Annotated in this window: 8 protein-coding genes; 5 read left to right on the plus strand and 3 right to left on the minus strand. The window is 63.6% G+C overall.

The features are described 5' to 3' along the window. Positions 1–87: 87 nt before the first annotated feature. Positions 88–486, minus strand: coding sequence for a hypothetical protein (locus tag NATTI_RS0107495; protein WP_006092873.1), 399 nt, complete (start codon positions 484–486; stop codon positions 88–90). A gap of 173 nt (positions 487–659) precedes the next feature. On the opposite strand from NATTI_RS0107495, the gene NATTI_RS0107500 reads away from it, so the two are divergent. Then, entirely contained in the window at positions 660–1,250 is a 591-nt protein-coding gene (locus tag NATTI_RS0107500) for a diacylglycerol/polyprenol kinase family protein (RefSeq protein ID WP_006092872.1), read from the plus strand. A 391-nt stretch (positions 1,251–1,641) separates the two neighbouring features. Then, positions 1,642–3,105 (plus strand): D-alanyl-D-alanine carboxypeptidase/D-alanyl-D-alanine endopeptidase, encoded by a 1,464-nt coding sequence (dacB, locus tag NATTI_RS0107510; protein WP_006092871.1) that lies wholly within the window; start codon positions 1,642–1,644, stop codon positions 3,103–3,105. A gap of 33 nt (positions 3,106–3,138) precedes the next feature. On the opposite strand, the gene NATTI_RS0107515 is transcribed toward dacB, so the two are convergent. Beyond that, the gene (locus NATTI_RS0107515; RefSeq protein ID WP_027119091.1) at positions 3,139–3,645 is read right to left on the minus strand and encodes a TspO/MBR family protein; all 507 of its coding nucleotides are present in this window, start codon (positions 3,643–3,645) and stop codon (positions 3,139–3,141) included. 170 nt (positions 3,646–3,815) lie between these two features. Between NATTI_RS0107515 and NATTI_RS0107520 the strand changes: the two genes are divergently transcribed. The 3 genes from NATTI_RS0107520 to NATTI_RS0107535 all read left to right on the plus strand — a co-directional run bounded on the left by NATTI_RS0107520 (position 3,816) and on the right by NATTI_RS0107535 (position 10,565). Continuing rightward, positions 3,816–5,468, plus strand: coding sequence for an HTTM domain-containing protein (locus NATTI_RS0107520; RefSeq protein WP_006092869.1), 1,653 nt, complete (start codon positions 3,816–3,818; stop codon positions 5,466–5,468). A 316-nt stretch (positions 5,469–5,784) separates the two neighbouring features. Next, positions 5,785–8,241: a DEAD/DEAH box helicase gene (locus NATTI_RS0107530; RefSeq protein ID WP_006092868.1), complete on the plus strand. Its 2,457-nt coding sequence runs from the start codon at positions 5,785–5,787 to the stop codon at positions 8,239–8,241. Between the two features lie 194 nt (positions 8,242–8,435). Beyond that, a complete protein-coding gene (locus tag NATTI_RS0107535) occupies positions 8,436–10,565 on the plus strand; it encodes a cation:proton antiporter (protein ID WP_006092867.1) in 2,130 nt (709 codons plus the stop codon). 6 nt (positions 10,566–10,571) lie between these two features. Here NATTI_RS0107535 and NATTI_RS0107540 read toward each other — a convergent pair whose 3' ends face one another. Then, complete coding sequence (locus NATTI_RS0107540) at positions 10,572–12,140, minus strand: HTTM domain-containing protein (RefSeq protein WP_006092866.1); 1,569 nt, start codon at positions 12,138–12,140, stop codon at positions 10,572–10,574. Positions 12,141–12,286 lie beyond the last annotated feature (146 nt).

Consider the following 12,286-nt stretch of genomic DNA (forward strand, 5'->3'; position numbering starts at 1 on the left):
CGGCTCTGTGCGGATTGCTGTCCCAACGCACCAATACAATCGCAGACGGGTCGCTGCCGAATCGAAAACGACGCACGAACGTCCGTCTCAGTCCGGGCTCCAGTCGCCGATACCACGAGCGACGAGCAAGTGGCCGAGAACGTAGAGCGGAACCGTGATCATGACACCGACCAGACCGTCGACGGCGATTTCGCCCGGGATCGGCGGCAGAAACAGGAGCACTAGCACGGCGACAATTCCGATTGCGATAACGAGAAGGCGTCCAGCCAGCCCGAGATCTCGGGTCGCCGATCCGATCCACCGACCGATCGGCGACTGGGCGAGCGGTCCCAGCATGATCGCACCGACGACGGCCCCGACGGCGACCCAGTGCCAGTCGTGGACAGTGGACGCATTGAGCGCCACGAGGAGGACACCACAAACGGCGCTCACGAGGTCGACCTTCGTCGGCGGCCGATCCGGAAAGAATCCGTACCAGCGTTGCATCCTCTCGAGACCCGATTATTACAGCCGGACCGAATAGCTATCGGTTCGTCAACAGCTTCGTCGGAACCGGCTTCGGCCGATCGCTCGAGGGCTCACCGATGACCGCAACCGACGACCCCGCGGCGCACACACAACCGACGGACTGAAGGTCCCGTTGTCCGAGGGGAAATGTGATGGCCGACGAACTGAAGCGACGACTCGTCCACTCGAGCGGGGCGGGGCTCGTCGCGCTCTACCTCCTCGCAGATTACTTCGAACTCGGGCTAACGTGGCCCCGGTTTCAGGTCCTGATGGTCGTCCTCGCCGTCGGTACGATCGGGCTCGAGTTCCTCCGCCTGCAGGTTGGACTCGACTGGCAGATCTACGACAAGCTAACGCGCGACTACGAGCAAGACCAGTTCGCGGGCTACGGCTACTACATGGTGAGTATGACCGTCGCCGTGCTCCTGTTCGATCCACAGATCGCCCTCCCCGCGATGTTGATGCTCGCAATCGGTGACCCGATCAGCGGGGCCGTCTCCGACGACAGCCTCAAGTTCGTCAAGGGGCCGAAAGTGCTCGTCACGATGTTCGTCGTGAGCGCGATCATCGCCGCGCCATTTCTCTTCGAGTACCCGCTCGCGGTCCTCGCGGCGGCGCTCGGCGCGACCATCGCCGACGGAATCAAGGTTCGGATCGGCGACTACATCGTCGACGACAACCTGACGATCCCGATCTACGCGAGTCTGTTGGCGTGGGTCGTCATCGAATTTGTTCCCGTCTGAATCGAGGTCGAAGCGATCCCGTTCCGGTCGAGACCGCTCTCGAGGCGACGCAAAACAACAAGAACAGACGCCATCAAGAGCGATCAGAGATCGGTCGCTCGGAACCGCCAGTAGCCGACGCCGATCGTGGCGACGATCCAGCCGACGAGCACCGCGAGCGCGACGGCGAGCATGAGTCACTGTGCCATCCCCTTCGAGTACTCCGAGACGGGATACGCATCCGGGCCGCGCATGCCGACGCGCTCTAGAAGGCGTACAGTGACGGAGTCTCGAGTTTGACGTACACAAAAACAATTGCCATCCAGAATATATCTATTTTGCGGTTAGTGTTAGAATTTACCATGCTAGGGATGAACGTTAGGAGAGCAAGCCCCGAATCCTGCGTCGAACCATGTTCGAGACGTTTCGACTTGGCCGACGGCGGTTCGTACAGGCGACGGGACTCACAATGATCGCGGGAGCGGCGACGGGCGGGCAGGTGTCGGCCGCGACCGACTCTGACTCCGGAGAGCCGCCGGTCGACGCCGGCGACGTGTTCGACCACCTCGATCGGGCGGCGATCAGCGTCTTCGCTCGGGACCTCGAGACCGGCGAGTCGATCGCAGACAGCGGTTCGTCCCGACCCGTGCCACCGGCGTCGACGACGAAGGTGTTGACGACCGCGACCGCGTTCGACGAACTCGGCCCCGACTACCGGTACGAGACGACCGTCGGCGTTGTCGGCGACCGGCGGAATGACCGGGTCGTCGAATCGCTCGGAATTGTCGCTCGAGGCGATCCGGACGTGACGGCGGCGGATCTAGAATCGCTCGCGGAAGCCGTCGCCGAGACCGGCGTCCGGCGAGTCACCGACCGACTCGTCGTCGACGTCTCCGCGTTCGACGACGGCGAGCACGCGCCGGCGTGGACGCTCGGCGATGCCGTGAACTCCTACGGCTCGAAGAGTTCGGCGTTTGTCGTCGATCACAACGAAGTCGAGGTCACGGTCAGTCGGCAGGGTAACGACTGCGAGTTCGACGTCGCGGTCGAACCCGATTCCGGGCTGATCGACGTCGACGTGGATGTCGAGTGCGTCGACGAGGACCGGTTCGTGACGATCACGACGACCGATCACTGGACGAACACCGTCGAAGTCGGTGGGCGGATGGTGCCCGACGACGAGGCGACGGCGGACGTTCCCGTCGGGACGCCCAACGAACACGCCGCCGGCGTCTTCGTCAGGGCGCTCGAGGAGGCAGGGGTCAACATCACACCGGACGGAGGTGGGCCCGAACCCGAGGTCGAGATCACCGACGAGCCGATCGAACTCACGGAAGAGCTCGCGACCCACGAGTCGAGACCGCTGTCCGCGATCACGGACGGACTCAACGACTGGTCGTACAACATGGTGGCCGAGAACATCGCCCGGACGGTCGCCGCCGAACGGGACGGCGTCGGCTCCTGGGCCGCCTGGGAGGGGATCCTCGGGTCGGCACTCGAGGACGCCGGCGCGGAGACGGCACAGATCCGCGACGGGTCCGGGCTCTCGAGGCACGACCTCGCGTCCGCTCGCGACGTCGTCGCGATGATCGAGTGGGGACTCGAGGCGGAGTGGAGCGACACCTTCCGCGAGACGATCCCAATCGCCGGCGAGGAGGGAACGGTCAGAAACCGTCTGACCGACGTCGAGCCAACGGTTCGGGCCAAAAGCGGCTCGCTTCGGGGCGTGACGTGTCTCGCTGGCGTCGTCGAGGACGACGAGGAGCCGATCGCGAGCTTTGCGGTCCTCGCGGCAAACCTCACCGGCGAGCGAGCCAGCGGCGCGTCGCCGCGGGTCGACGAACTCGTTGCGAAGATCGCCGACGAAGCGACGTAAGTGGTCGATCGGCGAGACGGGGTCGGACTCGAGTCAGGCGTTCAGCCGCCAGATTTCGAAGTTGAGCACCGTCGCGAACGTCACCCACGCGAGATACGGCACGAGCAGCGCCGCGGCGCGACGGTCGACCCGACGGAAGGCAGCGATCGTCGCGACGACCAGCCCCCAGAGGACGAGGATGATGCCGAGGGCGATCAGCGGCGCCTCGAGCGTGAAGAATGCCGGTGTCCAGGCGACGTTGAACGCCATCTGCACGCCGAACAGGCCGAACGCGAGCCAGCGACCAGAAGAGTCGCTGCGCCAGACGAGCCACAGCGCGACGCCGAGGAACGTGAAGATCGCCGTCCAGACGATCGGAAACGCGATTCCGGGCGGGTAAAACCACGGCTTCGTGAGGCTCCGAAACCAGGGCGTATCGGGCGACGAGAGAACCCCGGGGAGGCTCCCGATCAGGTTGATCGCGAGCACGAATCCGACGGCCTGAAGGAACGGATCACGGTCAGGTAGTCGACGCGTGACGCGGGCGAAGTCGGCGACCATAACGCGCGTACGACTCCAGTCCGGAAAGCGCTGGTGCTGTCGACGAACGGGAACGATACCGACGCGATCAGCGCGCACGACGCGTTCCATCGCGACCGATCCGAACGGTTCCGAACGGCGACTCTCCTAATGGAAATACCTATAGTGTTCGGTTAGAATCACGTTGACAGATGGGTCCCGCTCTCCGTCCCGCCCTCCTCGAGTCGGGACGCTGGCTCCGAACCGCCCTCCACCGGCGCGTCCAGATCGACACGCGAACGCTGGCCGTCTTCCGGATCTTCGTGGGGTTGCTCGTCGTCGCCGACCTGCTGCTCCGGTCGCGGAACTTCCGGTACTTCTACACCGACGAGGGCGTCGCCCCGCGGTCGCTGGTGCTTGAGGCCTCAGCGAGCGATCCGTTCTCGATCTACCACCTGACGACGGATCCGACCCTGATCGCGGCCCTGTTCGTCCTCCAGGGGCTGATCGCCGTCCAGTTGATCGTCGGCTACAAGACGCGACTCGCGACAGTGTTGACGTTCCTGTTCGTCATCTCGCTGGATCACCACAACCCGTTCGTGCTGAGCTACGCCGACACGCTCTTCCGCCTCCTGCTGTTCTGGGCCGTCTTCCTCCCGTTGGGCGAGCGCTGGTCGGTCGACGCCGTTCACGCCGGCCGCGAGCCCAGATCGGCCGTCGCGAACGCCGCGACCGCGCTGATCATGGGCCAGATGGTCTACATGTACCTCACGAACGGGGTCATCAAATCCCAGTCCGACGTCTGGACGAGCGGCGACGCCGCACCGCTGGTGCTCGGCATCGACGAGATTACCTTCCTACTGGGCGACACCATCCGCCAGGTTCCGGCCTTTCTCGAGCTCGGCGGCCTGATCTGGTTCATCATCCTCCTGCTCTCGCCGCTGCTGATCCTCCTCCCCGGCCGGTGGCGATACCCCCTGATCGCGCTGTTCGCCGCGGGCCACCTCTCTTTCGCCATTTCGGTCCGCATCGGTGCGTTCCCCTACGTCGCGCTCGCGGGCCTGCTTGTCTTCCTCCAAACACAATTTTGGGACGACCTGCAGCGGCTGGGACGGTACGCGGGTATCGATACCGAGCGGCTCTCCGCCCGCGCCGGGTCGCTCGAGCGGATCGCCACCGCGTTCCCGAGCTATCGACTGGACTCCGACCGGGCGGTGCGGATCCGTGGCCACGCCTACACGCTCGCACTCGGTGCTGTCGTCGTCACGCTCCTGTTCGTCGCGGCCGTCATGGTGTTCAACGTCGGGGCCGCGCTGGCCGACGACGGGAGCGACCGACCGATGGAAGATCGGGTCGAGGGGACGGTCGAAGAAACGCTCGCGGAGACGAGAGGCGTGAGTCAGGTCGAATCGACCGCCTCGAGATTCGGCGTCGATCAACCCATCGGCTGGGGCGTTTTCGCCGGGCCGGATCCGCGGACGACGGACCGCTACTACGTCTTCCCCGCCGAAACCGAACACGGCGAGGTAGTCGACGCCTACACCGAAGGGCCGCTAACCTACGAGCGCCCCCACGACGGCCAGTTACAGAAGCAGTACGACACCTATCGAGAACGGTTCTACATGAACAGCGTCCGCCGCGGCAGCGTCCAGAACGCGGTCCCCGAACACCTGGCCGAGCACGTCTGCGAGCAGTGGGCCGAAGACCACGACGAGGAACTCGCGTACGTCAACATGTACGCGGTCCACGAGGACGTGACGTACGAGACGATTACCGACCCGAAGAATCGGGACCGGGAGTACCTCGAGATCTATCGCCACGGCTGCAGCGACAACGAGCCGAAAGTGATCGAACCGCCGGAATGAGACGGCTCGACACGTACGGCAGCAAGAATCGTCCGTTGTGCAACCGGTAGCGAGCGTCCCACCGCCGTGAGACGATCATCGATCGCCGATCTGTCGTTTCATCGCGTTCCGTGCTGCTCTAGCTCGCTGCGCCGCGTCGGTCTCGTTCCAAAATCCAGCTCCGTTACGGACATCGTCCATGGATGCTACTATTCGGTACCGGTCTAAAATTCTTGTCTCCAGTGGCACAAGCGGAGGCCGTCTCTCGAATAACGGGTGGTTTTACTTCCGCTACGGTACGAGAACCCTTATTCACGCCGACGATGAACCATCGCCAATGGCAGCAACGGACGAGGGCACAGAGATCCCCTCCATCGAGCATCCACTCCTCGAGCCGAACTTCCTCGAGCGTCGACTCTACCAGCTCAAACTCGCCGGCACGGCCGCGAACGGACACACCCTCGTCTGTCTCCCGACCGGCCTGGGCAAGACGACGGTAAGTCTGCTCGTCACGGCGCGCCGACTCGATGAGGTCGGCGGCAAGGCCCTGATGCTCGCCCCCACCAAACCCCTCGTCCAGCAACACGCCGATTTCTACCGCGAGGCGCTGCAGGTTCCAGACGACGAGATCGTCGTCTTCACCGGCGACGTGAGCCCGGACGACCGCGCCGAGACGTGGGAGCAGGCGACGGTCGTGATGGCGACGCCGCAGGTGATCGAGAACGACCTCGTCGGGAGCCGGATCTCGCTTTCCGACGTCACCCACCTCACCTTCGACGAGTGCCACCGCGCGACCGGCGACTACGCCTACAACTACATCGCCGAGCGCTACCACGCCGACGCGAGCCAGCCGCTCGTGACCGGCATGTCGGCCTCGCCCGGCGGCGACGAGGAGGCCATCCTCGAGGTCTGTGCCAATCTCGGCATCCAGGACGTCGAGGTAATGACCGAGGAGGACGCCGACGTCAGCGAGTTCACCCACGACACCGATGTCGAGTGGGAGCGCATCGACCTCCCCGAGGAGGTCATCGAGATCCGGGACGCGCTGAACGAGGTGATCACAGATCGCTTAGAGAAGCTCAAAGAACTCGGCGTCGCGAAATCGACCCAGCCCGACCAGTCCCAGAAGGACCTGAACCGGATGCGAGCGGAACTCCAGCAGCTGATCAACAACGACCAGTCGGAGGGATTCAAGGGCATGTCCGTCCACGCGGAGGTGATGAAACTCCGGCAGGCCGTCACGCTCGTCGAGACCCAGAGCGTCGAGGCGGTCTGTCGATACTTCGACCGCCAGCGCAATCAGGCGCGGTCGTCTGGTGCGTCGAAGGCCAGCCAGCGGATGGTCTCCGATCCGCGGGTTCGGGAGGCCATGCGAAAGGCCGAGTCCTTCGACCAGTTGCACCCGAAGTACCGCAAGACCCGGATGCTGCTGGCGGAGACGCTGGGGCTCGAGGGCGGCGAACGAGTCATCGTCTTCACCGAGTCCCGCGACACAGCGGAGGCGCTGACGGAGTTCCTGAACGACAGCTTCGACGCCAAGCGCTTCGTCGGACAGGGCGACCGCGAGGGATCAGACGGGATGACCCAGAACCAACAACAGGAGGTGTTAGACCAGTTCCGCGCCGCCGAGTTCGAGGTGCTGGTCTCGACGTCGGTCGCCGAGGAGGGACTGGACGTCCCCGAAGTCGATCTTGTACTCTTTTATGAACCTGTCCCGACCGCGATTCGGTCCATCCAGCGCAAGGGCCGGACGGGCCGCCAATCCGAGGGCCGCGTCGTCGTCCTCATGGCCGAGGACACCCGCGACGAGGCCTACTTCTGGATCTCCCAGCGCCGGGAGAAGGAGATGGAGTCCGAACTGCGTGAACTGAAGGGGATGGCCGACACGCTCGCCGAGGAACTGGACGACTCTCAGCAGGCGCTGTCGGACTTCGACGGCAACGCGGCCGGAGGTAGTGAAGTGAAAGTGAATGTCAACGACGGAAATTCGACCGCAGTCGGCGATTCTTCCAGTGGAAGTGAGGGGGTTTCGTCACAGCCCGGACTGCAGGATTTCTCGAGCCACAACTCGGACGACGAGACCGACGAGATCGAAGCTGAGAGTGTCGAAACCCACGAACCCCACACCGAGGGCGACGAGATCGAAATCGTCGCCGACCAGCGCGAGATGGACGCCAACATCGCGCGGGATCTCTCGAGGCGCGCGGAGATCGAAATCCGCCTCGAGACACTCGATGTCGGCGACTACGTCTGTTCGGATCGGGTCGTCGTCGAGCGCAAGTCCGTCGCGGACTTCGTCGACTCGCTGGTCGGCGGCGACCGGTCGATCTTCGAGCAGGTCGGCGCGATGGCCCGTCACTACTCCCGGCCGATCGTGATCGTCGAGGGCGAGGGAATCTACGAACAGCGGGATATCCACCCGAACGCGATCCGCGGCGCGCTCTCGAGTCTGGCCGTCGACTTCGGCGCGAGCGTGTTGCGAACCGAAGGCGAGAACGAAACGACCGAACTGCTCGCCGTGATCGCCGGCCGCGAGCAGGAGACGTCCGACCGCGAGGTGTCGGTCCACGGCGAGAAAGGCGCGAAGACGGTCGCCGAACAGCAGGAGTACGTCGTCTCCTCGATCGCCGAAATCGGGCCGGTGACCGCGCGGTCGCTGCTCGAGGAGTTCGGCACCGTCGAAGCCGTGATGATCGCGAGCGAGGACGAACTGCAAGCGGCCAACGGCGTCGGCAAGGTAACGGCCGAACGAATGCGGGAGGTCATCGGGACCGAGTATACGGGATCGAACTGATCGACGCTCGAGTTATCGACTCCTTACGGCTCGAGCGGGCGGCTGTTTCCACGAACTACTGAAACGATAGCTCGACGAGGCGGTCAGCGAGGACACTCAGTGACGGACCCCGCGACAATCGGACGACAGTGACAGACCCCGCGACCGTCGGATAACAGTGATAGACCCCACGACGATCGACCGACAGTGACGCGATGAACGGAGCCAGCCCGGGGGAAACCTCGTCGATGCATTCCGCGACACCACCCACGGAGCCAGCGACACCGCTGGCGACCGGCCCCTCACTGACCCCGCCGTTCGATGATCCCGTGCTGATCTTCGGGCTCGCGATGGTGATCTTCCTCGTCGCGCCGCTCGTCCTCAAACGCTACCGGCTTCCGGGGATCGTTGGCGTCATCCTGATCGGGGCGGCGATCGGCCCGAACGGCGTTCACCTGCTCGAGCGCGACGCGACGATCCAGTTGCTCGGCGAGGTCGGACTGATCTATTTGATGTTCATCGCGGGCCTCGAGATCAACCTCAACCAGTTCATCGAGTACAAGGACCGAAGCATCGTCTTCGGGCTATTTTCGTTCGTTATTCCGCAGGCGATCGGAACGGTAGTCGGCGTCTACGTGCTGGATCTGACGGTCGCTGCGGCGTCGCTGTTCGCGGCCGTCTTCGCCTCACATACGCTGCTCGCCTATCCCGTCGTCAACCGCCTCGGCATCGCGACGGACGAAGCGATGACCGCGACGATCGGCGGCACGATCCTGACCGATACGCTCGCCCTCCTCGTGCTCGCGGTCGTGATCGCGTCCATCGACGGTGCCTTAGATGCCGCGTTCTGGCTGCAACTCGGCGTCGGCCTGACGCTCTTTTTCGTCGGCATCTGGCTGCTCGTCCCCCGACTCGGACGGTGGTTCTTCCGGATCCACGACGAGGAGAGCTACTTCGAGTTCCTGTTCGTGATGGCCGTCCTGTTCATCTGTGCCTTCCTCGCCGAACTCGTCGGCGTCGAACACATCATCGGGGCCTTCCTCGCCGGTCTCGCGCTCAACCGACTGATCCCCGAGTCGGGGCCGCTGATGAACCGTATCGAGTTCGTCGGGAACGCGCTGTTCATTCCCTTCTTCCTGCTTTCCGTGGGAATGCTCGTCAACGTGGGCGTCTTCCTCGAGGGAACCGGAACGCTCGTGATCGCGGCCTCGTTGATCGTGATGGTGCTGACGACGAAATACGTCGCCGCGTGGGCAACGGGGCGAGTCTACGGCTACGACCGTGACCAGGTGCTCGGCATGTTCGGTCTCTCGGTCGGCCAGGCCGCCGCCGCGCTCGCGATCGTCCAGATCGGCTTCGAGGCGGGCGTTCCCGGCTTCGACCAGAACATGATCAACGCCGTCGTGCTGATGATCCTCGTCGTGAGTCTGGTCAGCCCCGCGCTCGTCGAACGCGCCGGCAGCGCGCTCGTTCGCGCACGCGAACACGAGGAGTACGATCCGAGCGACACCCGACAGCGAATCCTCGTCCCCGTCTCGGAGCGTTCGAAGTACAAGGAGTCGCTGCTGGATCTGGCGTTTACGATCCGCAACGAGCGCGACGACGAGGCGATCCACACCGTCGCGGTCGTCCGTCCCGACGCCAACGCGCGAACGGACGCGAAAGTCGCCAGAGCGGAGGCGTTGCTCGAGGAGATGGAGGCCTACGCCTCGAGCGCCGAGGTTCCGATCGAGGAACACACTCGGGTCAACCACAACATCGCCTCCGGCATCGTCGACTCGACCGTCGAGAACCGGATCACCACACTCGTCATCGGCTGGGACGGCGCGCGCTCGCGAACCCAGCAGGTGTTCGGCCACACCATCGACCGGGTGCTCAGCCGAACCACCCAGTTAGCGCTGGTCGGCCGTGTTCGAGAACGGCTCAACGCGACTCGGCGGATCGTCCTCGTCCTTCCGCCGGGAATCGATCATAACGACGGTTTTTCCGAGGCGTTGCACACGGTAAAGCTCATCTCCGAACAGACGGGCGCGCCAATTCGGGGACTCGTGATCGACGGGGATCGAGCGCAGTGTCAGCGGCTGTTCGGCCTCGTCGAGCCGGACGCACCCGGCGAGTTCGTCGACCTGAACGACTGGGACGAACTGCTCGCGACGCTTCGCGACGACGTTCGCTCGGACGACCTCGTCGTCTGCATGAGCGCGCGCCGGAACGACGTCGGCTGGGACCCTCGACTGCAGTCGCTCCCGAAAAGCATCTCCACCCTCACGAACGGCAACTTCGTCGTGATGTATCCGGCGACCGAAGAGCGAGCCGATGATCGCCAGTTCCTCCGGTTCTCCTGAGGAATCTCAGCACCGCTGTTCGACGAGCGTGACCTGACGCGGCTCCTCGTACTCACCGTCGACCGGACTCTGTTGGATAAATCGATGCACTGTTATCGTCTCGAGATCGTCGCCGAGATAGGGCGTTAACTGGACACAGACCCAGTTGGCGTACTCGCCGGAAATCATTTCAGTCGGTTCGTTGCCCGCCGAGTCGCGGACTGACTCCATATGTTTGCGGTGACGGAACGTCTCGTACTCCTGGGAAGCGTCCGGTGGACGATCGCTCACCACGGCTTCACCATCGAAAGCGTTGAACGTCGATCCGTCTTTCGTCTCCGCTTCGGCGGCGTACCAACTGTACGACTGCGACGGGTCGGGCGTGTACAACCCCCATCGCTGTTCGTCGGGAAGGTTCGATTCCATCTCGTCTGGGACGGCCATCCCGGTCGCGTGACTCGCGCTAAACACCAGGATCCAGACGAGAAAAATAACGCCGACGACGGTCTTCAACGATCGACCGTACGTAACGACGAACGACGTGGCCGATTCGTAACCCCTTCGACGGAGGGCGTCGCGTACGCGCCGTTCCACGGGTGGTTGGCCGATCGGGCCGAGGTGAGACGTGGTTGGGAGTCGATCGACCAACCGACGAGATGGGATCAGCGAAACGGCCGTATCCCAGAACGGAGCCGTGAGGAACGGAAGCACCGCTGCGATTAGGACGAGCGGAAACAGGCCGACGGACATCACGGGCAGCATTCCGAGGAACGCACCGATATACACGAGGGCAAAGAACGCTCGCAACCGCCCGGTAGTCGACAGGAGGAACACGATCGAGCCGGCCAGTAACGTAACCCAGATCCAGTTGAGAATCTCGAGCAGTGGCGAGAACTCACCGAGATGATTTCCGAGAGAGATCGTCATCACGTCGTTAGCGAGGGCAATTCCAATCGCTTCGCCGGCGAACCAGGTGTCGCCTTCGTGTTTGAGAACCGCGTTCTGGGTCAGGACGGCAACCGGCTGGACGAGGAGCGCGGCGGTCGCGAATCCAACGACGGTCGTTCGGGCTGTGCCGCGACGGAGTGCGTCGATCGACCATCGTTCCCCGAGCGGGACCACGATTGCGACCAAGAGAAGGACTCGAAGTAATCGGTCTGCACCGTTGAGGACCAGTGGGTTTCGAACCTGTAACGAGACGAGCAACAAAAGCGAAACGAACGCGACCAGTCTCGTTCGATATCCCAGTATCAGCGCGACCGCAAACGCCGCGGCGACCACGAACAGCAGTTGCTGAAACCACAGTTCGCCGGAGAGGCCGTGGAACGAGTAGCCATCGTACAGACTGGACGTCGACTCGTAAAGTGCGACCGGATAGACACCATCGTCGGTGTAAAAGTACCGCATATCTCGGGCGCGGTGGAACAGATCGACCAGGAGTATCACTCCGAGTGCGATACGAAGTGCCGCGAGGGCGCGTGTATCGATCTCGAATCGAGACTGGATCCGGCCGCGAACCGACTCGAGTCGGTCCCTCGGAGAGCGAACGCCATCGGTCGCGGGCTCTTTCTGGTCCGGCGTTAGCTCCCAATCCATGGTTCCCGAGTCACCCCTTGGAGAACTGTGTACCGTTCCCGGCGATCCGTCCTTCCAGCGAAGGAATTCTGTGTCTTGGAGGAAGACATGATACTTCATCTGAATAAGCTCGGCATAAGTTTTGTGTGATCACCAACCATCACTCT

Source organism: Natronorubrum tibetense GA33 (assembly GCF_000383975.1).
GTDB lineage: Archaea > Halobacteriota > Halobacteria > Halobacteriales > Natrialbaceae > Natronorubrum > Natronorubrum tibetense.

Coding starts and splice junctions, on each gene's coding strand:
- NATTI_RS0107515 (WP_027119091.1), bottom strand. CDS start 3,645: ATGGTCGCCGACTTCGCCCGCGTCACGCGTCGACTACCTGACCGTGAT.
- NATTI_RS0107500 (WP_006092872.1), top strand. CDS start 660: ATGGCCGACGAACTGAAGCGACGACTCGTCCACTCGAGCGGGGCGGGG.
- NATTI_RS0107540 (WP_006092866.1), bottom strand. CDS start 12,140: ATGGATTGGGAGCTAACGCCGGACCAGAAAGAGCCCGCGACCGATGGC.
- NATTI_RS0107520 (WP_006092869.1), top strand. CDS start 3,816: ATGGGTCCCGCTCTCCGTCCCGCCCTCCTCGAGTCGGGACGCTGGCTC.
- dacB (WP_006092871.1), top strand. CDS start 1,642: ATGTTCGAGACGTTTCGACTTGGCCGACGGCGGTTCGTACAGGCGACG.
- NATTI_RS0107530 (WP_006092868.1), top strand. CDS start 5,785: ATGGCAGCAACGGACGAGGGCACAGAGATCCCCTCCATCGAGCATCCA.
- NATTI_RS0107495 (WP_006092873.1), bottom strand. CDS start 486: ATGCAACGCTGGTACGGATTCTTTCCGGATCGGCCGCCGACGAAGGTC.
- NATTI_RS0107535 (WP_006092867.1), top strand. CDS start 8,436: ATGAACGGAGCCAGCCCGGGGGAAACCTCGTCGATGCATTCCGCGACA.